The organism is Oscillatoria sp. CS-180 (genome assembly GCF_028330965.1).
GTDB lineage: Bacteria > Cyanobacteriota > Cyanobacteriia > Phormidesmidales > Phormidesmidaceae > Halomicronema.
Genome location: NZ_JAQMUB010000094.1, coordinates 34,828 through 56,218, shown reverse-complemented (window position 1 = coordinate 56,218; position 21,391 = coordinate 34,828). Strand labels below are relative to the sequence as shown.

The window sequence follows — 21,391 nt, the reverse complement described above, 5'->3', positions numbered from 1 at the left end:
GTTTTTTGGTTTATTGCTGTTTCTTGAAGTTCTTTAGTACCGGTGAGCAGTCCTTAATATTAGATGTCTTTCTCGGTAGGCCGTATTCATTGGGGTGGTTATATCCCTATATCTTTGAAAATTGCTGACGCTTCAAACAGTTAGAACTTAAATAATTCCGTTATTGCGATCGCGCATCTGTGCTCCTTCAATTTTTCTGAAGGAACTGCTTCAGCATCATCAGTGGAGGCGAACCTCATGCCTAAAGTTAATGCCCGTAAATCCAAAACTAAAGCCCCTTCTTTCTCCGCCGACGCTGTACGGACCTATCTGCACGAGATAGGTAGAGTACCGCTCCTCACTCATGAAGAGGAGATTGTGCTGGGTAAGCAGGTGCAGCAAATGATGGGTCTTCTGGAAGCTAGAGAGCAGCTGGAGACAGAGCTAGACAGAGAACCCACCTATGAAGAGTGGGCGAGCACAGCGGGTCTTGACCTAGAAGAACTGAAGCAGCAGCTGCGCGGGGGTGAACGTTCGAAGCGCAAGATGATTGAAGCCAATTTGCGCCTAGTCGTCGCGATCGCTAAAAAGTATCAAAAGCGTAACCTTGAGTTCCTTGACCTGATTCAAGAGGGCACTTTAGGTCTGGAGCGGGGTGTCGAGAAGTTTGACCCAACTAAGGGTTACAAGTTTTCGACTTACGCCTACTGGTGGATTCGGCAGGCTATCACGCGAGCGATCGCGCAGCAGGCTCGAACTATCCGGCTCCCCATCCACATCACCGAAAAGCTTAATAAGATCAAGCGAGTTCAGCGTGAACTGTCTCAGAAACTGGGACGAAGCGCTACTGTTGCTGAGATTGCAGAGGCTTTAGAACTAGAGACAACTCAAGTTCGAGAATATCTCACCATGTCTCGGCAACCGATTTCTTTGGATGTTCGTATTGGTGATAACCAAGACACGGAACTTCAAGAATTACTCGAAGACGAAAAAGCATCGCCTGAAGACTACACTGTCCGCGAATCTCTCAAACAAGATATTCGCACTCTGCTGGCGGAGCTAACACCTCAGCAGCAGGAGGTTATCACACTACGTTATGGCCTAAACGACGGTAATGAATTGTCTTTGGCAAAAGTTGGCAATCGACTCAACATTAGCCGTGAGCGAGTTCGCCAGCTTGAGCAGCAAGCGCTTAAGCATCTGCGTCGTCGCAAGAGCAATGTTCGTGGCTATCTAGCCAGCTAACTATACTTTTCGTGCGTGATTGACGCCCCTATACCAAGGGGCGTTTTTCTTATGAACTAAACCTTTGCATAGATATGCTGGTGATTCTTAGCGGTGGACACGTTTAAGTCCAGTAGAGAATTTCAGCATTGGGAAAGCGCTGCGCGATCGCATCTTCAAAAAACGCCTTGAGGGTTTTCATGGTGTCTTTGTCGTAGACATATTTGGTACCGCCAAATTTGTTGCGCTTAACGGATCGCTTAGACTCATCTAAGTCCAGTTTGCTGTTGGGATACCACTGCTCCAACACCCCTTTAGATCCAGGCGTAAAGCGATGAGAGATCAGTTCAAACGTCAAATCGCAGTCAAAATCTAAGGTATTGGCAGCCTGATCCAAAAGCTGACTGTATTCTTCCTGCCAGTTTTCAATCGGCATGATGGGAGCAACGACAAAGCCAATGGGATATCCGCCACCGCCCTGCTCACGCGGTAAAGCAAGCTTACGAACCGCCTGTAGCCGTTCCGCTATTGAAGCAGTGCCACCTTCCAAAAAGCGCGAAACAGGTGCTGCATTAATACTGAAACGACAGCGAGTATGACCGTTGTGAGGTAACCCTAACAAACCGTCTACGTTGTCGAACTTCGACACCCAACGCAAGTAGCCTCTTTCGCGGGTGCCGAAATAACGAATGCATTCAGCGAGGCTGCCTGTTAAATGCTCAATTCCCAGCGGATCGGTGTAGCAGCTTACTTCGTAGGACGTATCACGATCAGACTTCTCATAGTGCTTCAAATTGTCTAGAATCTGCGGCAGATTAGCATAAACCCGGATGGCGGGCGGCCCTTGCAAGCTACCTGCCAAGTAGCAGTATTGACAATGCGCTGGACATCCCTGCGCTAAGTGAAATTGCCAGTCGGCAGAGGGTGGAATGGGAGTCAGCTTAAGCTGACTTGCGGGAGCTGTTACCACTGCCAGCGTGCGCTTAGCAACTGAGTAGGTCTCTCGCTCAGTCTCTCCTCGAAGACCGGTAATCCGGTTGGCCTTAAGAAATTCAACTGGCAGATCGAGCGATCGCACACGCTCCAAAATTTGCTGACCCCACGGTTCATCCAAAGCAGCAGGGGTAAACAAAACTTGCTCTGGCTTCCACTGACGGGTGCGATAGGCCGTGTTGACCGAGGCAGGCTGCGTCTGGGAAACGGTAGGAGCGTTGGCGATCGCAGAAACAGAGTTGGACAAAACAAAAAAGACAATTAACAGCAAAGAGCGCTATCGGCTAGCGCCGTGGTTATAGTGTGACAACAAAATAAGGTGCTTAACCCTTCTGAAATGAGGGTTCCAGCTGAGTTGTAGGGCAGAGTTACCCATAGGACATAATCCACCCCAAGACGGACGGTGTTTACGAAAACTGGGAGAATTGTCCTCCACAACAGTCACGTTACGGTGAAGGCAGTGAGTTCGCAGTCCTGTTGGTGCTGTCATCGTCAGGGGCAAGCAGCAGGGCGATCGCGAGACCTGTACTGACATTCAAAGGACTCATTTTTTGACTACCCTTCAAACAGCTCAGACTCAACGTGATCTGCATCTCAAGCGCTTGCTTAATATTCGCGAGATCTATCACGAACCAGATGTATTTCAGTACCAGCGTGCCCAAGATATCTTGACTCAGTATCCGGAGGCGTCCTTGATTGAGGTGCCTTCCCACTGGAAGATCCCTGACCTGCATGGTAATGAAGGTTCTGTAGACGATTGGAATCGCATTAAGCGGACAGTCCTCGTTTTAGGCACGAAAAAGTCTATTCAGGCACGACCTAATTGCCGCTCATCTGACTTTGTTGCACCTTCTCATGCCAATGGTTGTGCGATGGCCTGTGCGTATTGCTATGTTGCTCGACGCAAGGGATTCGCTAACCCCATCACGACCTTCGTCAACATTAAGCGAATTTTAGGCTATACGGAGCGCCATGCTAAGCGGCAAGGTAACAAGCCTGAACCTAATCAGGTTGATCCCCGTGATTGGGTTTATGAGATTGGCGAAAACAGTGACTGTTCAGTTGACGCTGCTATTTGTGACAACGTGCGAGACATAGTTGCTCTATTTCGCAGGATTCCGAACGCCAAGGCCACGTTTGCAACTAAGTGCGTCAATCGACAGCTGCTTGACTACGATCCTCAAGGCAAAACGCGCATTCGTTTTAGCCTCATGCCTGATTCCAAGGCCCAAATTATTGATGTTCGAACGTCTCCAATTCGCGATCGCATCCATGCCGTCAATGATTTTGTCGAGGCAGGGTATGAGGTACATCTCAACTTTGCCCCAGTCGTGTATTACGACGGCTGGCTAGAGGAATACGCGGAGCTGTTCGGACAGGTAGACGACGTGTTGAACGACCAAGCTAAAGCGCAGCTGAAGTGTGAGGTGATTTTCTTGACTCATAACGACCGCCTGCATGACGTCAACCTGGGCTGGCATCCCAAGGGTGAAGAACTGCTTTGGCAGCCTGACATTCAAGAGACGAAATTTTCGCAGACAGGCGGACGAAATGTACGCTACAAGCGGGGACTGAAGGGGAGACTAGTGGAGCAGTTTACTGAGCTATTGCGACAGGAGTTGCCGTACTGTGAGATCCGGTACGCTTTTTAGGTAAGGCGAAAGCGGGTTTGTGAAATAATTCAGAGACTGCAAGTCTCACAAGACCGTAATGCAGCCTGATGGGAATGGCTGCTGCGCCTGCGTCATGCTATTGGCTCGGATATCTGCTCATCTTAATGTCGAGACTACCTACAGATGTTCGTTCACTTGGTAGGCTGAGGCTGAAGTAGCGTTCTTTAGCTCCTATGACTTCTGCTATCAGTCTGCCTTTGCACAAGCAAACGTTTTCTTTGCAGCACGATCGCTTCTGTGATCTGTTAGCAACGACAGAAAACTTGCTTATCATTCAGGATTTGGACGGTGTGTGCATGGGGCTAGTGAAAGATCCCCTACACCGAGCTATTGATCCGGCTTATGTCAAGGCAACCGCTGCCTTTGAAGGTCATTTTTATGTGCTGACGAATGGCGAACATATCGGACGGCGGGGCGTTAACGGTATTGTTGAGCGTGCTTTTGGTAATGACACTGAACAAGTCCGTGAGCAGCGACGATACTTGCCGGGTCTAGCGGCTGGAGGAGTGCAGTGGCAGGATCGCGATGGCGTGACAGACCATCCAGGCGTGACAGATGCTGAGCTAGCGTTTCTTAAAACCGTGCCCCATCGCATTCGTCGATCGCTAGAGACCTTTGCGGCCAATCACGACCTGGGTTTGGATGCAGCAACGCTAGAGCGATGTATTCAATCGTCGGCTTTAGACAACGTGGCGTCACCTACGGCTAACCTCAACACATTCCATGGAGAGATTGGCAGCGATCGCGAAATCTACGTGGCGTTGCAGAAAGCAATGCAGTCGCTGATGGACGATCTACTGACAGAAGCCGCTGAGCAAGGACTAGCGGCTTCTTTTTTCGTTCACTATGCACCCAACCACGGACGGGACGAGAGCGGTAAAGAGATTGTCTGGTTGAGCCAAGCCTCAGAATCCGGCACCACTGACTTTCAATTTATGCTGCGAGGGGCGATCAAAGAGGCTGGAGTGTTAGCGCTGCTCAATCGCTACTATGCTCAGCGCACAGGCACTTATCCCCTTGGACCTGACTTTAGCGTTCGCACAGCACCTCACGACCATAATGCTTTGATTCAGCTGGTGGAAGACCACTTTGATCCTGCTCACATGCCCTTAATGGTTGGCGTCGGGGATACTGTCACCAGCAAGGTAACTCACGTTAACGGCGAGGTGATCGCTCAGCGAGGTGGCAGCGATCGCAACTTTTTACATTTGATACAAGCCATTGGGCGATCGTTCAGTGTGGGCAATGTGGTCGTCTATGTTGACAGTAGCGGCGGTGAGTTGAGGAATCGAAAACCCCTAAACGTAGTCAACAATGACGGCACTCCAACAGTCACTGAAGGGCCGGGAGATGTTCTTGATCAGTCTGATCCGCTGGTTCTCAACGTCGTCTTTCCGGGGGGCTATCAGCAGTATTGTGCAACCTTCTGTGCCGCTGCTCAAAATCAGAAACGCTGAGAAGATATTAATCTCTCCTCAGCGTAATGAGTTACCAATCGCGCTGGCGTTATTGACTGTCCGAAGCAGCGGATTGTTCCTGAAAACTCAAATGAGTCAGCAAAGGTACAGCAATCAAATCATCGAGTTCTACCGCTTCCAGCAAAGTCTCCCATTCTGTAGAACTGCCATCCTCTTTGAGTTCAGCTGAGGCGTTGACTGCGTCATACCACAGCCCTTCCTCTGCGTAAATCGCCGGTAATACTGTAGGCGATGCTTCATCAGCTGCGGCAATCGGCGCAACTCGCTCAACATAGCCTTCTACAACAACGTCGGCACTTGGGTCATTCTCGTCACAAATGACTGCAAGATACCAAACATAGCGCTGGCCGACTTCCAGTGGTCTCTGTAGGCCATTGTTAGGCAAGCTGACGCTGGCAATTCCAGAGTTAGCTTGGATGCTAAAGCGTCCTTCATAAACGAACTCATTAGTGGCGTCATTCAGCATAACGAGCTTCAGCTGACGCGCTTCTGTCGGCGGCAGGTAAAAGTAAAAGGTAGGGTAACCCTCTACCGTTTGTCCATAGTTGGTCTGAGGAACCAAAGAAATCAGGTTATCGCGGGGAGCAATACAGCTAGTACTGCGAGTTGATCCGGATTGACGATTACCTGGAGCACTGATATCGGGCAGTCGCAGCCGTAATCGACTCTGAGCGATCGCAGGCAGATCCATACTCATGATTCCTATACTCAACAGGAGACCGACAGCGCCGGAGAATCCTATTGGACGCGGGTGACGACAGCATTTCATAGAACTTGATTAACCAGATATCAGCAGACACAGAATATTAAATCAATCCAAAAGGCACAAAAACGATTGATGCTATTCACCTTTGGCCTCAAATACCTAAGCCATTATCATAGAGTCCCTGAATATTGACTCTATTGTCACCTAGAGATACACCGACTAACCTCAGTAATACGGAATACTGTTACGGTTCTTGAATGAATTCCTTCAGAGCCTCAATCATGACAAAGCTGAGGTTGGCCTGTCCTCTATTGCAAAGGACTCTAAAAAATTGGATTCTACGGACAAGAAAGGGGAGCATCCCAGAGTTATTATCAGCACCATAGGTCACCGATGGGGGCGCAACGCCTCGCTCAGGACAATACGCTCTAAATGACGCCCACATCAGGCGTCATCGGCTTTTTCTAAGCCATCGCCTAAACACACTGACGGAATTTTTACGCTTAACACAAGCTGCTGGTGCTTATGGTAACTCCACCCTCTCCCAAAGGTCGAAACTCTCCTCCTTGGGTCCAGAAACCACTTGATTGGATGAGTCGGGTTTGTCGTCCACCAGTCATTTCAACGGTCTCAACGGCCATTATCGTATTAGGTCTCAGAGCAGTCGGAGCTTTGCAGGGACTGGAACTGGGCGTTTATGACCAAATGATGCGTCTGCGTTCAGCCCCGACGCCGGATGATCGCATTCTCGTCGTTGGCATCAGTGAGGCTGATATTCAGGCTCGTCAGGAATGGCCAATTCAAGACAGCACTTTGGCAGACGTTTTGGAGATTGTATTAGCAGGCAATCCTCGGGCTGTTGGCTTAGATATTTTCCGAGACGTTCCCATCGGCGAAGGACAAGCCGCTCTGGTGACACAACTAGAGAGCAGCGATCGCGTTTTTCCCGTTTGCAAAATGAGCGATTCGGCGAATCCAGGCGTTCCCCCACCTCAAGGCGTGCCTGAAGAATATGTCGGTTTTTCTGATTTATTAGTTGATCAAGGCGGCATTTTGCGACGGAGCTTACTCGTTGCGGCACCACCCGAGGACTCCGATGTCACCAACACCCATCTGTGCAACAGTCCTGATGCTCAGCTGCTGTCTTTGAGTTTGCAGCTAGCGCTGAGCTACCTGGCGGCTGATGGCATCCAGCCAGAGTTTACGGCCAACCAAGAACTCAAATTGGGAGATACGGTTCTCTCTCGCTTAGGTCCCAACACAGGTAGCTACCGCAACATCAACGCGCAGGGCTATCAAATTCTGCTCAATTACCAAGCGTCTGATGGTGCAATTCCAGAAGTTAGCCTCAGTGAAGTGCTTGCGGGACAGGTCTCGCCCGACCAATTTCGCGATCGCATTGTTCTGATTGGCGCCACTACGCCCGAAGCCAAAGACGTCTTTTACACACCGTTCAGCGGTGGATTGCGCGATAGTCAAACCATGACAGGTGTGATGGTCCACGCCCAAGCAACCAGCCAAATTTTAAGGGCTGTCTTGAACGACCGTCCCCTCTTGTGGGGCTGGTCCACATTGGGAGAAGCCGGGTGGATTATCGCTTGGGGATTAGGCGGTGCCCTCTTTGCCTGGTATGTGCGGCGGCCTTTGCCCTACGCTGTGGGAGCCGTGGTGTTGCTGGGAGGTCTTTACGGCGTTTGTTATCTTTTCTTTCTTCAAGGGGGTTGGATCCCACTCGTGCCACCAGCCCTGTCCTTGCTGTTAGCGTCAGGCGGTGTGGTGTTGCTCGACCGTTTTAACAAGAGTGATTACGGTCAAGCGGTTTACAAACAAATGAAAAGCTTGCTGCGCCTAGAGATTGAGATCGATCAAACGCGCGTGGGAGAGCAAGTTGCTGAGATCACCGACACCGACTACTTTGCCCGCTTGCAATCTCAGGCGAAGGAACTGCGAGACAAGCGCAGCGGCGCAGCAACAACCAACTCCCAGAAGTCAGGAGACGATAGACCGACCCGTCCCTCTTCAACCCCCTCTCAAGATGCAGATAGCACCATTAGCGTAGACGATTACGTTGACAGCCTGAAGCAAAAAGCTCGCAATATGAAGTCATCGGAGACCCACTCAGACCACGATCGCACTTAACCCATCCTTCTTCTCCTCTAAACGCTATATCTAGCGCAATTTGATATTACGCTTGCAATTCTTAAAATTCTGCATATCCTTATGTAGACCGGAAAATTGTGGGGGAGAAGGTATGGTACCCCGGAGACGTCGAAGTTCTAAATCTAGTTTTGGATCATGGCAGGCACCATCAGCGATCGCCCTTGCCGCCATGACGGTAGGTGCTGCCATATTCGCCCCGGCCAGAGCTGCCGTCTTGCGCGATTGGGACTTTGATACCACGACGCATCAACTAACGGTGACACTGCCAACTGGGGTCACTCCAAACTTTTTCTTGCTGGCACAACCTGCTCGTATTGTTCTCAATGTGCCGCAAACCGCTTTAGGAGAAACGCAGCGCATCCAGGAGTATTCTGGGGCCATTCGCTATGTGCGATTGTCAGAAACGCAGAATGGCACCCGAGTTGTCCTTGAGTTTGCGCCCAACACGCTGCTCGATCCGCGCCATGCTGAATTGACCGCCATGGATATCGGCAACGGCCAAACTGAGTGGACACTAAAACCCCTATTGCAAGATGATGCTACCGGAACGATCGCGGCTGAGCCTGTTCCTGTTGAGACCCCGACACCGGTCGCATCTCAACCCGCCGCACCCGCCAGCGAAGCTAGCCCACCGGCTGACCTAGCTCCTCAGCCCGTTGAAACTCAGCCACTGCCAGAACCTAGTGCTGAACCCCAATTGGCAACAGAGCCCCTGCCTCAAGTAGCACCTGCGTCAGAATCAGAGACGATCCCTACCGAGGAAACATCGTCAGACGATGCCACGCTAGCAGAAGATACAGCGCTACCCGTCGATGTTCCACAAGCAATCAACCCTGCCAATCCTGCTGATGGAGCAGCCACTGCAATTGAGATTCCAGTTCCAGACCTGGCAGAGACAGAACCGCTGGCCACCCCCACCTCTCCTTCGACGATCGCGAATTCAGCCATGACGGGTGCAGTGCGCAGCTTGCCTACCGGACCAGATCCTATGCAGGGCGTCAGTACTGACGCTTCCGTCTTGGCCGGGGTAGGGGCTGACAACGTGACCGATTCTCCGCCCGAGCAGTTGCCGATTGATCCGTTCACCCTAGGCAGTCAGCCTTCTGTCGCCGTATCAGGCTTGGACGAAACCGGGGCTTCCACAGCTCCCCGCGTATCAGTGCCATCTCTTGCGGAAGTGCCCGACGTGCCTGCGGCACCTCAAGTGTCAGCAGCCCCAGACCTTCCCGCCACATCTCCCAACCAGGTACAGCCCCCGGAACCTGACGCGATCGCGACCGCTCCTGTCGTTCAAGCACCACCGCCATCCACTGCACCTCAATCCGGAGCAATACCACCCCCGCCTGGGATGGACACGGAGGATGACACAGTAGCCATGAATTCCATGGACATTCCTACGATTCCGCTTCCTCCCGACAACTGGAGCAGCGACCCCTCGATTGTGGAGTCTCCCACAGCAGTGCCGCCCAGCCTCACACCGCCTGCCGAGGGCGAAGCGATCGAGCAAACTCCTGCTACTGTTGCTCCTCCTGCTCCCGAAGACATGGTCACGGTTTCCCCCTCTGGAACGATCGTTGTGCCGCCTACCGCAGTTGGTGATACAGCGATCGCAGTGGTGCCACCGCCACCGTCCTCAGCGGAGATTACGTCTGTTGAGGTCGCTTCCAATCCCGCGCCACCGCCCTTCCTACCGGAAACGGAGCAGCCCGTCAATGTCGAGCAGCCTAGTATTCCACCGCCGCCTGCAGTTCCTCAGGCGGATGGAACGCTGCCCTTCGGCGTCCCCCTACCTCAAACGAAGTCCATTGAGACCGAGCCAGCGCCGACGTCCTATCGTTCTGGAGTGGCAGTACCAGAAGGTAGCCGTTTGGCCCTGCAATATGTCGGCGACAGTCCTTTAGTCTTAGAACACCAAGACCCGATTTACGAAATTTTGCTAGTAACTAGCAACGTTTACCATCCTGAGACGGGAGAGTTAATTTTGCCGTCAGGCAGTCAGGTATTGGGGCGATTTGAAGGGTTTGACGAGAGTGGGCGTCGCTTTGTCACCCAAATGACCATCAACGGTAGCGATCGCCGTCCTTTGCTGGCAGAATCGGACTGGATGGTGGGCACTACCCACGTGAGTGGCACCAATGTCGGTATTGGCTCCGGTATCGGTGCCGCTGCTGTGACTTTGCTAGCAGGCTTCTCCGGTTTAGGTCTCTTAGGTGGGGCTGCTATTGGGGCCGCAACTGGCGTTGTTCAATCCCCTACACTCGTGACCGTCGAACCAGGACAAATCATTGAAGTTCAAGTCGTGTCTGAAATATTGAACTTCAACGATGCTCCCGATATCAGCAGAGCCTATCCACGATAAGGATGAGGTATAACGACAAGATGAACCCGATTTTGAGACTCCCGAGGAGATATGCTCGTGGCAAACAGTGATGTGAAGCGGGTGCTGGTGACAGGGGGCAACCGAGGGATTGGCTTCGCGATCGCCCAGGGTCTGCTAGCCAAAGACTTCGAGGTCATCATGACTGCTCGTTCTCTGAATAGCGCTCAGCAGGCAGCTCAGCAATTGTCAGGGCGGGTCATTCCCCTGGAGCTAGACATTAGTAGCGATCGCTCCATCACGCAAGCCGCAGAGACCCTACGGCAAAAAGGAATCAATCAATTGGATGTCTTGATCAACAATGCTGGCGTTTACCCAGATCAAGACGTCACGGTCCTCACCACAACCCGCGAAGCGTTATTAACCGGGATGAACACCAATACCTTCGGCGTCATTCGGATGGTGCAGACATTTCTGCCCCTTCTAGAAGCGGCTCCAACTGCCAGAGTCATTAATGTTTCCAGCGGCATGGGATCGCTCAACGGTCTGACCACAACCGCACCGAGCTATTGCTTGTCCAAACTAGCGTTGAACGGCACAACCATCATGCTGGCAGAGTCTCTGCACGCTAAAGGGATTGCAGTGAATTCTATGTGTCCCGGTTGGGTGAAGACTGACATGGGTGGCTCATCAGCGCCGCGATCGCCGGAACAAGGAGCCGACACTGCCATTTGGTTAGCAACACAAGCGCCCCACGATAAGACCGGAAAGTTTTGGCGCGATCGCCGCGAAATCTCTTTTTGACGCGATTGCAGGATGGTGATCTATTCTGGCAGGCGAGACTGCAACGTTGAACCCGCACCAGCAGTACAGACGAATACGATTGCAGCAATCATTCTCCAAGTCAGCTGTTCGTCCAAAATCAGCAGACCAATACAAGAGGCCACGGCTGGCTCCAAACTCATCAAAACGCCAAACGTTTTGACCGGTAAACGCCGTAAGGCCGTGATTTCCAGGGAGTATGGCAAAGCGGACGATAACACTGCCACCACGAAACCGGAGAGCAAAATTTCAGGGCGCAGCAAATTGAGGCCCTCGACTGCCACGCTGAAAGGGAGGATTGCGATCGCCCCTGCAAACATCGACATGGCTAATCCATCAATGCCGGAAAACCGCTGACTTACTCTGGCCGCCAGCACAATGTAAGCAGCCCAGCAGCAGCCCGCCATCAAGGCTAAAATCACACCGATAGGATGCAGAGCAATGCCGCCCACGGGTGCCAACAGCATGACACCTGTGGCTGCCATGCCAACCCAGATCCAATCTAGTCCCCGTCGGGAATGCACCAGCGCAACGCCTAACGGACCCACAAATTCCAGGGTCACTGCCACACCAACCGGAATATAGGCGATCGCGTTATAGAGCAGCGTATTCATAACGCCCGTCGATAGCCCCATCATAACCAGCAGGCGATAGTCTTCCCAGGTGTGTCCTCGCCAACGCGGTCGAGACACCAATAGCAAAATCAAAGCCCCCAGTCCCAACCGCAGGCTGACCATGCCAAAGGGTCCCACCTGACTAAAGAGACCCTTCGCGATCGCCGCGCCAGAATGAATCGACGTCATCGACAAAAACAACAGCGCAACGGATAACCGTTTAGAAGACTGGACAGAAACCTGTGACACAACACTCCTGAGGGTTCATGAATAAGCACGAGCCATCCAAGCCAATTCATCCGACAGCATCCGGGGGCTTAGCGCTTGTTCAAATGGCTCGCCGTCTCGTCTTAGCAGAACTGACGGCTGTACTTGTGCGGACCTAATCGAAACACGCTTCAAGCCATAGAAGCAATGACTCGTCTAAAAAATTAGGAATCAGAAATCAGAATAGAGAGCCGTTAGATTAGCATCCCAATCTCCTGGCCTATCTCAAATTGATTCTGTTGGCGATTTTAGGCTTAGAGCTGCCCGTTCACAACGATGCCTTGTAAACTTATATAAAGCACTTCTTACGACGCTTTATTTGTTTTTTACTCAGGCAACACTCCATGTCCGCTGCAACTGCCATTCCTGTTGCTGATTGCACTTGGCCCTGGCAAGGATTCCCAATTCGCTATCAAAAAGCTGGCACGACAGGCGCACCAATGCTGTTGATACACGGCTTTGGTGCTTCTAGCGATCACTGGCGCAAGAACATTCCAGTACTGGCTGAGACGCATCAAGTGTATGCCATCGACCTGATTGGCTTTGGCAAATCTGTCAAGCCTTTTCCAGGCGATCCCGTCACCTACACGTTTGAGACATGGGGACAGCTGGTGGTTGATTTCTGCCGTGATGTGATTGGGGAAGCGACTTTTCTAGTCGGCAATTCCATCGGCTGCATTGTGGCGCTGCAGGCCGCCATCATGGAACCGGCTCAGGTTCGGGGTGTTGCTATGCTGGACTGCTCCCTGCGGCTGTTGCACGATCGCAAGCGCAGTACTCTTCCCTGGTATCGCGGTGCGCCAACGCCTTTCTTTCAGAAGCTGCTAGGTATCCGTCCCCTGGGTCACTTCTTTTTTTCTCGCTTAGCGCGTCCTAAATTTATTCGCAATGTGCTGAAGCAAGCTTATGGCCGAGAGGAAGCCGTGACGGATGAGCTAGTTGATATCCTCATTGGCCCTTCTAAAGATGAAGGTGCCGCCGATGTTTTCCTAGCCTTTGTCCGCTACTCTCAGGGTCCCATAGCCGAGGACCTGTTGCCCAAACTACAGTGCCCTGCTCTCTTTATTTGGGGCGCTGATGATCCTTGGGAACCTGTAGAGTTAGGACGTGAATACGCGAACTATCCCGCAGTTGAGGATTTTATCGTGTTAGAAGGCGTCGGCCATTGTCCCCAAGATGAAGCGCCGGAGTTAGTCAATCCTATCCTGCAAAAGTGGGCGGTTGCTCATTAGACAAGCGTTGGGGCGATCGCCTCTCAAAATAATCTAGTGTTGAAAGGCGATCGCACTTGATTTCCAACTAGCCTAATTCGCTACGTTGGGGCGATCGCTATTCAAACCGGCGATCGCGCTGCAAATATCGCAACACATCGCCGGGGTCTTGGCGAATCAGCACACCGTTTTCGGGGACATCGATCTTCGGACTCCACTCGATGCGCTCGATACAGTTCCGTAGGTGAAACAGATCAATAGCGCTTTGGGTATCGGCTTCAGTACCGACGAGATAGAGGCGCAGTCGCTTGTGTCGCCGTTGGGGATGAGTAGGGTTACTCGGCAGCGACGGTGGTGCCGCCTCAGTGTGATGAGACGGCAGGAAGTATTGAATGGTAATCACTGGGGATTCCTCCCAGAATCATGTTGGGTTGGAATCCCCGAAGATTCAGTCGCCCTTAGACGAAGCGCTTCGGTGGGGCGACCTAAAATAGGCACAGCCCGTACGACAGGTTGGTTCTGTCTATGGGTTAGGCGCTGGTTTGTGTTGCTACCACTTGCCAGTGCCGCCGACTAAACGTTCGGGGACAGCAAGCTGCACGGAGGCAGCTATGGTTGCTGATAGTAGTCCATTTGATCCCCCAGCGCAAGTCAAATTTGATACTTGTAGCCAAAGGAACGGCTGACTTCGGCAAAACAGTGGGATACAGCCCCTAACTCAGTTTGAGCCACAGCATTCTCAGCTGCTCCCACCATATCGGTGCAGCTAGAATTTTGTCTCGTGAGCCAACGCTTATTATCGAAAAGGGGCGTTCTCGATAATAAGGCTCTCCTCATCGGTCAGTATTCACGAATGCGATAATTGTTATCCGCAGCTTTCCGAGCTAGAGAGACCGTAAAATCTTTTCCATCTTGCGTCCTTTCGCTAGTTCGCCCACCAACTTGTCCAGGTATCTGGCCTGTTTGGTCAGCGGGGTCTGAATTTCTTCAACTCGATAGCCACAGATTGAGCCCGGTGATCAGGCTCGCATTCGGGTTGACCGTGGCCTCAGCAAAGAACTGTTCAAACGTAGCGTCATTTTCAATCAGGCGATGCAGATCTTCCACCTTGAAACCAGTCAGCCATGAAATGACTTGGTGGAGTTCCTCTACGGTTCGCCCCTTCTTCTCAATCTTTGCAACATAGAGCGGATAAACAGGGGCGAAGGTCATATTCGCGATACGTTCGTCGTGGTCTTTGGTGGTCTTCATAGTGGTTTGGCGATCGCTTACGCAGCGAGCAATGTCGGAGGGATTGAATTTCAGTGCCGATAACGGCTTTGGCTTCAGCGGGGGCAAGGGTCTTTGAGCTGCAAGCAGAATGTTCAGTCCATCCGCTGCAAGCCCTGGTTAGGCATGCCTAACCGATCAACTTAAACTGCTTAATGCCTGGATTGTAACTTTGCCACCCTCAATAGCATCAAGCTGCATCCGATAGCCATAGAGTAAACTCATACCAACCAAAGGTGCTGTATCAGATTCATTGATGTCGATCCGCCGCAACTCTCCATCCCAAATGACTAGGCCACGATACACATCGAAAATACAGGTGCTTCCATTTCCCAGGATTCCCTCTTCGCGTCGATATGCCCGTAAGTTGAGATCTCCAAGCACTGAAAAAGGCAGTGTCAGAAAACCTGTAAATCCCGTATCAATGACAGCATCAATCACTTGCCTCTGTGAATCTGCATTGCCCACAACTAAACGGATTGTCGCCTCGCAGATTTGATCAACAATTCCTTGCATCATAGAGTTATTGCAGACGACCTACACCAAAACGATGAACCCCTCTATGACCAACCCGAACGCACCAGATTTGAGCATTAGGGTAACGTTCAAGCAATCGATCTGATGCAGTAACCGTATCCTTTGCCAGTTCAAAGGCTCCCGTCTCAAGATCGATCGCTACAATTTTGCCATGATTGCCCTGCTCAACTTGAGAACGCACTTGAGATTCATAAATCTCATTACCTCGTCGAGCAAATTCCTCTTTGCTATAGCGAAGTCGCTCAATTGTCATAGGCTTTGACCTTTTTACCGATGGTATGCCTACATTTTACTCTGAACAATTATCCCCTTAGTCCTATATGTTAAGCGTCGCTCGTCGGCAAGCTGCCATACGGCTCCACCGTAAACTTCGATTCGTCTTCGGGCCAGTCCTCGTCAAATGCCAGGCATTCGAGAGTACTCATTAAGGCATTATGAAACAAAAGCATAGCTTGCGCTCCCTGCGGCAACTTCGGGTGAGTCAGGTAGACCATCGGAGTTGTCTGGATGAGGCGATTTGTCATCTTGGTTCGCATTGCCGACACGGGGGCATTGAGCTTCGCGAAAACACCAACGTCGGTGTAGTTGCGTTCCGTGACCGTCGCCAGGCATAGCTGGTTGCGAAGCACGCCCTCGTCAGGATCACCGCTAATCATGGCGTCAATGACCCGATGCTCAAATTCAGACAGTTCCATCTTAGCGATGCCTAACGGCAAAACGCAGCAGCGGTAGACAACCGCAAACTCAGCACCAGTGGCTTTCAACCGTCCGCTGCCGCGATGTGTTAGGCGGGTGGAATCTAACCATTAGACTTGGTCTGTCCAGTAAGGTAGTTCTGCAACAAGTATCCTTTCAGGGTGGTACCGAATATCATCGCTGTAGAAATTTGGATCCCACCCTTCAGAAGCTCCTGTCTCAATGCCTTCTTGAATATTACGTGGAAGCGACTCAAAAATATGGGCATTTTCATAATCTTCAAATCCAAGAGGAAAACGAGTTGCCCCTGCATAAATAGACAGAATCATAGGACAAGTAACTAAACATCGAAATGGCAACGTTGAACTCTCAGAATGGATAAAATCAAAGCCACGGTAACCCCGAGTCTCAATAGCTTTAGAGACAGTACTTAGGGTAGCTATAGAACAGCCAAGCTGACTGGAATCATAAGGAAGATTACAGTTCCAATGCACTTCCGGTTGTACAGAATTTGTATAGTTGTAAAAGCAATACCTACCCAACGCTCTGTTTTCTGATGAGTAGGAACGCAAAATATCCAACTGTAGCTTTCCATTCACTTTATGTGCCAAATCGTCATATCTTAGAGAAGACAGATTAACTTTCTTGGCTTGAACCGCGTAGCGTAGCCAACCAATATTGTGTGCTCCAATCCACCATTCCCAATCAGTACCTTGTGAAGATTCAATATTCTGTGGTGTTTTAATAACGTGCAAAAATGGACATTTTGCAGCTTTCAGATCTAGCAGAATAATATCTGTAATAGTTGTTTCATTTTGAGAAACACCTAGTTCTAAACTGGCTTTTAGCCGCTTCCATGTATCATGAGCAGCTTTTTCAAAAAGAGTAGGAAGATGCTTTGTGGATTTTTTGATCATACGTACTAACTACCTAGAACACAGCCGACTTAAAAATAGCATCCTGAAAAGTAGCCTTGTAGTACAGTCCCCACCGATAGCCTAAGCCGCCTAACTCTTATTAGATCGACATTTGCAGTCTATCTACCCAAATCAGAATGGATATACGGATTAAATGCAGTATATTCAGCTAAATCAGGTGGAGACGAAGCGGAGTTGGAGACAGATCTTCAGGTTACGAAGGACGTAACCCGTGAGTTCGTAAGATTGCCATCGAGAATAGCCCCATGATCAGTCCCCAGAATGCGGAGCTGATGCCGCAGAGGGATGCTCCAGAAGCGGTGACGAGAATGGTGATCAAGGCTGGGAGGCGTTCTTGCTCTTGGGATAGGGCAGTAACTAACCCTTTTTCGATAGTTCCTAGTAACGCGAGACCCGCGATCGCCAGCACTAATTCCTCAGGCAAGGCCGCGAAAATCGAGGTCACCGTTGCTCCCAAAACACCAATCAGGATGTAGAAGCCGCCAACCGCCAACCCGGCAACATAGCGCTTGTTCGGATCCTCGTGGGCTTCTCGGCCCATTGAAATGGCGGCGGTGATGGCTGCCAGGTTAATGGCAAAAGCACCAAAGGGAGCAAAAATCATCGTTGCTGCGCCTGTCCAGCCAATCAGAGGAGACGTGGGGACAGTATAGTCAAAGGCCCGGATTGTTGCTACGCCGGGGACATTCTGAGACGCCATTGTCACAATGAAGAGTGGCAGGGCAATGCCCATGAGTGCACCCAGGGAAAGGCTGGGAGCAGTGAAGATCGGTTTTGCCCATTGCAGTTGCACAGCTTCAGCTTGCAGCAGACCCTGACCGCCTGCTATCAGAATCCCCAACACCAGCGCTGCGATGACAGCATATCGCGGCAAGACACGACGCAGGATGAGGTAAGCGCCGAACATAACAAACACCATGACAAACTGCGTTTGCATTGCGGTGAAAACGTTCAGCCCAAACTGTAACAGGACACCAACCAGCATAGCGGCTGCTAGTGAAAGCGGTAGGCGACTCATCGAGCGCTCGAACCAACCTGTAAATCCAACCAGCGTGATTAAGGTAGCAGAGACGAGAAAAGCTCCGATCGCCTCTGACAGAGTAACGTCCGCCGTAGTTGTGATCAGCATTGCCGCTCCCGGGGTAGACCAAGCCGTGATGATGGGCACTCGATAGCGTAGGGATAGCCCAATGCTTGTCAGTCCCATGCCCCACCCCAAAGCCCATAACCAAGAACTGATTTCAGCATCGCCAGCCCCCAGGGACTGCGCTGCTTGAAACACAATTACACCCGCACTGGTGAAGCCCACCAGCACGCTGACAAAGCCTGCTACCACCGCAGAAATCGAGAAATCTTGCACGAGCATCCCCAAAGCCGAACTGAATTCGGACAGACCTATTCACTCGCTCCAAGTTAAGCCCGTGACGGCTAGCGATATTGGACAGAATTGACCTTTTGATAGTGTCCTGGAGTGACGCCAAAGACGCGCTTAAATTCGCGATTGAAATGACTCTGATCGTAGAAGCCATGATCTGCTGCGATCGCAGCGATCGCCACCGACGACCTCAACGCTCGTTTTGCCGCAGCTAATTGACAGTGCCGCTGATACTGATGGGGCGGACAGCCCACCTGCTTATGGAAGCAGCGGACCAAGTAGTGCGGATTCAAGCTGACCAGTGCCGCTAGGGCGTCTAAGGAAATCGGTTCGGCATAATGGGCTGCTAAATAGCTGCGAACGACAGCAATCGCCTTCGATTCAGGCTTTAACGCTCTCGGCTCGAAAGCGGTGTCAGAATATCGGCAAAATAAATCAGACAATAGTTCTAGCAACAGCGACTGTTGCATCAGGACAGACGTCGGTTGAGTGAGGGCATTAAAAAGGGTATAGAAACGGGACCGCAGTTGTTGATCAACCCCGATGGCGGCTTTGAAGTAAGGCAGGCCGGACTGAGACCATTCCAACTGAGCCAGCAGAGGGGCGATCGCCTCCACCTCGATATAAATATTGCGAAATGCCCAGCCCGTCTCTACCGAAACGACTTGGCCCGTATGGACTTCACCGGGATTGATCAGGTTAAAGCTGCCAACATGAAGACACCGATTTTCTCCATGATGCAGAGAGCGTCCCTGTCCCTGCTCGTTCAAACCAATCGTGTAGGCGTCATGAAAATGTTTGCCAAAGCGGTGACGAAAAAGCTGTGCCTCAAATAGTTCAATACCGGGTAAGTGCGATCGCCATAAACGTGTAGAGTCAACTTGTTTGTGCATTCGTTCACTCTCTCCCGGAGACGCGACACCACTCAGACTAGAGCGCAACGGTTGTACCTTTTAATCGACAGGCAAGGCAGCAGCGACTTGGGCGATCGTACCCTCCTTGGTTGGATATTTTGAGGCTATCGATCTGAACTAATAACCGTTTCTAGATTCTCCAAAGCAATCTTGAGCTGTGGTTGTCCAAGAGGTTGTCCTGGTGACTCGCGCTGGTTAATCAGTGCGACGCTGGTCATATTTTGATTTGGGGCATAAAACATTTGCGATTGATAACCCAACACTCCACCATCGTGCCCCCACGCAGTACCGACAGGAGTCTCTTCTTCCCACAGCCCCAAGCCATATCGTTTGTCATCACGGGCGTCCACAAACGTGAGCATCTCTTCTAACGTATCTGGATTGATCAACTCGCCTGAGAATAACGCTTGTGTAAAGTAGGCAACCTCTTCAGCGGTCGAAATAATACCCCCTGAAGCCGAGTTAGAGCTAGCGTTGGCAGCCGTAACATTGTCCAAAACGCCGTCTTCGCCGTAAGACCCGTCTTCTGCAAAAACATCTTGATAGCCTTGCACAAGGTCTGTAGGAATCATCTCACCCTCGTACAGATAGGTATTAGCTAAACCTAGAGGATTAGTAATGCGTGCCTGAATCTGATCGGCAATTGTGGAATCTGTCACGGTTTGAATAATCAGATCCAGCAGATGATAGTTGCTAGCAGAATAAGTCCAGCCTTGCCCTGGATCGAAGTCAGGCTCTAGCTCACTGACGTAAGTCAATCTTTCTTCGGGTTGCCAAATACGAGTTGGTTCAGCTAGCAACGCTGTAGTGTAGGCTTCACTACGCTGGAAGTTGGCTACACCACTGGTGTGGTTCAACAGTTGACGTACGGTAATGGTGTCGCTGTTGGGAATAACCGCTGCTACCTCATTAGGAAGCCACTGAGCGATTCCCTCATCCAAAGACAGCAAACCTTCTTCCGTTAATTGCAGCACTACGGTAGCTGTGAATGTTTTGGTAATACTGCCGATTTTGAAGGGGGCATCCGACTGCATCGCCATTGGTACCTCAAGATTGGCAACGCCGCTGGCTCCTAACCAGGTGTAGCCCTCTGGCGTGATGACGGCTGCTGTTGCGCCGGGTATGCCGCTATCAGTCACGGTCTGGTCGAGAGAGTCCTGCAAGTCAGTTCTTAGCTCCGCATCTAAAAAGCGAAAGCTCTCCTCCTCCAAGTCAGCTGCTTTAACACTTTCCAGCAGAATTAAACCTGAGCGGCGTTCCACACTAATCAACGCCCCCTGATCGGTATCAGTAATGATTAAGTCCTCGAACCCGAGATTGTAGTTGATCTTGAGAACATCTTCATCCACATTGAAATCAGTGATGGTGAAGTCAGGTGGAGGTGGAAAAATAGCAATCTTGGGGTCCTGCGGTAAACGACCGTTGCCAATACGAAACTCGTCACTGCCACTGCCGCCTGTCATATGAGTGCCCACATCAGCATCTATCAAAACATCGTTGCCGCTGCCGCCGTTCAATTGATCTTGCCCCATACCGCCCTCTAGGTGGTCATTGCCATCACCTCCCCAAAGCTGGTCATGGTCAGATTGTCCTTTAAGAAGGTCATCCCCCAATCCGCCCATTAAAACGTCATCACCAGTCCCACCGATGAGTATGTCACTGTCTGTACCACCCCAGACAAAATCATGATCTGCGCCACCGTTGAGCCAGTCATTATCCCCACCTCCTAGAAGATAATCTTGCCCAGCACCACCCGCCAAAATGTCGTTACCGGCAAACCCCAAAACCACATCACTACCATTTGAGCCATAGATGTTATCCTCTCCAGAATGACCAAACTGAACATTGGGTTGTTCAATAGATGCAGGTTCTGGCAGGGCAACAGACGAGTCGTTAGGCAAACCGCTAGTTGGCATCTCAGGTAACAACTCTAAAGCCAAGTAAGGGCTTGAATCCAGCATGGGCATGTGGAGAACAGAAGCCGAATCAAAGCGAGAATTGACGACGGGCATACCAGTAATCCCTTAACAACCATTCAGTTGTGTTCAGGTTAGAAGAGCCTTCAGCAAGGCCACATCCGCCAATCAGTCGTCTAGTTGGTCAGGCTTATGGTAGTAAATCGCATGATCCTGTAGCGTAGTCACGATCGCCTCATCTTCACTTGCTCCAAAAATCTAGGGTGGAACATGTGCTTTGCCAGGCAGGCATTCGAGCCAAA

20 protein-coding genes are annotated in these 21,391 nt (G+C 51.1%); 7 read left to right on the top strand and 13 right to left on the bottom strand.

The window, feature by feature from the left end; genetic code table 11:
• Positions 1-237: 237 nt before the first annotated feature.
• Positions 238-1,224 carry an RNA polymerase sigma factor, RpoD/SigA family gene (locus tag PN498_RS25860; protein ID WP_272066344.1) on the top strand — a complete coding sequence of 329 codons (987 nt, stop codon included), beginning with the start codon at positions 238-240 and terminating at the stop codon, positions 1,222-1,224.
• 103 nt (positions 1,225-1,327) lie between these two features.
• Here PN498_RS25860 and PN498_RS25855 read toward each other — a convergent pair whose 3' ends face one another.
• Positions 1,328-2,443, bottom strand: coding sequence for a spore photoproduct lyase family protein (locus tag PN498_RS25855; protein WP_272066343.1), 1,116 nt, complete (start codon positions 2,441-2,443; stop codon positions 1,328-1,330).
• A gap of 304 nt (positions 2,444-2,747) precedes the next feature.
• Here PN498_RS25855 and PN498_RS25850 point away from each other — a divergent pair, with 304 nt between their 5' ends.
• Both PN498_RS25850 and stpA read left to right on the top strand, forming a co-directional pair.
• Positions 2,748-3,848 carry a spore photoproduct lyase family protein gene (locus PN498_RS25850; RefSeq protein WP_272066342.1) on the top strand — a complete coding sequence of 367 codons (1,101 nt, stop codon included), beginning with the start codon at positions 2,748-2,750 and terminating at the stop codon, positions 3,846-3,848.
• A gap of 194 nt (positions 3,849-4,042) precedes the next feature.
• A complete protein-coding gene (gene stpA, locus PN498_RS25845) occupies positions 4,043-5,326 on the top strand; it encodes a glucosylglycerol 3-phosphatase (protein WP_272066341.1) in 1,284 nt (427 codons plus the stop codon).
• A gap of 49 nt (positions 5,327-5,375) precedes the next feature.
• On the opposite strand, the gene PN498_RS25840 is transcribed toward stpA, so the two are convergent.
• Positions 5,376-6,044, bottom strand: coding sequence for a DUF928 domain-containing protein (locus PN498_RS25840; RefSeq protein ID WP_272066340.1), 669 nt, complete (start codon positions 6,042-6,044; stop codon positions 5,376-5,378).
• A 534-nt stretch (positions 6,045-6,578) separates the two neighbouring features.
• Between PN498_RS25840 and PN498_RS25835 the strand changes: the two genes are divergently transcribed.
• The 3 genes from PN498_RS25835 to PN498_RS25825 all read left to right on the top strand — a co-directional run bounded on the left by PN498_RS25835 (position 6,579) and on the right by PN498_RS25825 (position 11,334).
• Positions 6,579-8,192, top strand: a complete 1,614-nt coding sequence (locus tag PN498_RS25835; RefSeq protein ID WP_272066339.1) for a CHASE2 domain-containing protein — start codon at positions 6,579-6,581, stop codon at positions 8,190-8,192.
• Positions 8,193-8,304: 112 nt separating this feature from the next.
• Positions 8,305-10,572, top strand: coding sequence for an AMIN domain-containing protein (locus PN498_RS25830; protein ID WP_272066338.1), 2,268 nt, complete (start codon positions 8,305-8,307; stop codon positions 10,570-10,572).
• Between the two features lie 57 nt (positions 10,573-10,629).
• Positions 10,630-11,334, top strand: a complete 705-nt coding sequence (locus PN498_RS25825; RefSeq protein ID WP_272066337.1) for an SDR family NAD(P)-dependent oxidoreductase — start codon at positions 10,630-10,632, stop codon at positions 11,332-11,334.
• 20 nt (positions 11,335-11,354) lie between these two features.
• Here the strand turns inward: PN498_RS25825 and PN498_RS25820 are convergent, their stop codons facing one another.
• Positions 11,355-12,215, bottom strand: a complete 861-nt coding sequence (locus tag PN498_RS25820; protein WP_272066336.1) for an EamA family transporter — start codon at positions 12,213-12,215, stop codon at positions 11,355-11,357.
• 362 nt (positions 12,216-12,577) lie between these two features.
• On the opposite strand from PN498_RS25820, the gene PN498_RS25815 reads away from it, so the two are divergent.
• Positions 12,578-13,465: an alpha/beta fold hydrolase gene (locus PN498_RS25815; protein WP_272066335.1), complete on the top strand. Its 888-nt coding sequence runs from the start codon at positions 12,578-12,580 to the stop codon at positions 13,463-13,465.
• Between the two features lie 97 nt (positions 13,466-13,562).
• Here PN498_RS25815 and PN498_RS25810 read toward each other — a convergent pair whose 3' ends face one another.
• The 10 genes from PN498_RS25810 to PN498_RS25770 all read right to left on the bottom strand — a co-directional run bounded on the left by PN498_RS25810 (position 13,563) and on the right by PN498_RS25770 (position 21,185).
• Positions 13,563-13,847, bottom strand: coding sequence for a hypothetical protein (locus PN498_RS25810; protein WP_272066334.1), 285 nt, complete (start codon positions 13,845-13,847; stop codon positions 13,563-13,565).
• A gap of 481 nt (positions 13,848-14,328) precedes the next feature.
• A complete protein-coding gene (locus PN498_RS28680; protein WP_442951450.1) occupies positions 14,329-14,415 on the bottom strand; it encodes a DUF2200 family protein in 87 nt (28 codons plus the stop codon).
• Between the two features lie 16 nt (positions 14,416-14,431).
• Positions 14,432-14,695, bottom strand: a complete 264-nt coding sequence (locus tag PN498_RS25805) for a DUF2200 family protein (protein ID WP_272066333.1) — start codon at positions 14,693-14,695, stop codon at positions 14,432-14,434.
• A gap of 156 nt (positions 14,696-14,851) precedes the next feature.
• A complete protein-coding gene (locus tag PN498_RS25800) occupies positions 14,852-15,232 on the bottom strand; it encodes a clan AA aspartic protease (protein WP_272066332.1) in 381 nt (126 codons plus the stop codon).
• Positions 15,233-15,236: 4 nt separating this feature from the next.
• A complete protein-coding gene (locus PN498_RS25795) occupies positions 15,237-15,503 on the bottom strand; it encodes a hypothetical protein (RefSeq protein WP_272066331.1) in 267 nt (88 codons plus the stop codon).
• Positions 15,504-15,573: 70 nt separating this feature from the next.
• Positions 15,574-16,014, bottom strand: a complete 441-nt coding sequence (locus PN498_RS25790) for a hypothetical protein (RefSeq protein ID WP_272066330.1) — start codon at positions 16,012-16,014, stop codon at positions 15,574-15,576.
• Positions 16,015-16,056: 42 nt separating this feature from the next.
• Complete coding sequence (locus tag PN498_RS25785) at positions 16,057-16,863, bottom strand: DUF6615 family protein (RefSeq protein WP_272066329.1); 807 nt, start codon at positions 16,861-16,863, stop codon at positions 16,057-16,059.
• A 214-nt stretch (positions 16,864-17,077) separates the two neighbouring features.
• On the bottom strand, positions 17,078-18,250 hold the full coding sequence (locus tag PN498_RS25780; protein WP_272066328.1) for a benzoate/H(+) symporter BenE family transporter: 1,173 nt from the start codon (positions 18,248-18,250) through the stop codon (positions 17,078-17,080).
• 62 nt (positions 18,251-18,312) lie between these two features.
• Entirely contained in the window at positions 18,313-19,152 is an 840-nt protein-coding gene (locus PN498_RS25775) for an AraC family transcriptional regulator (RefSeq protein WP_272066327.1), read from the bottom strand.
• 125 nt (positions 19,153-19,277) lie between these two features.
• Complete coding sequence (locus PN498_RS25770; protein ID WP_272066326.1) at positions 19,278-21,185, bottom strand: serine hydrolase; 1,908 nt, start codon at positions 21,183-21,185, stop codon at positions 19,278-19,280.
• Between the last annotated feature and the right edge of the window lie 206 nt (positions 21,186-21,391).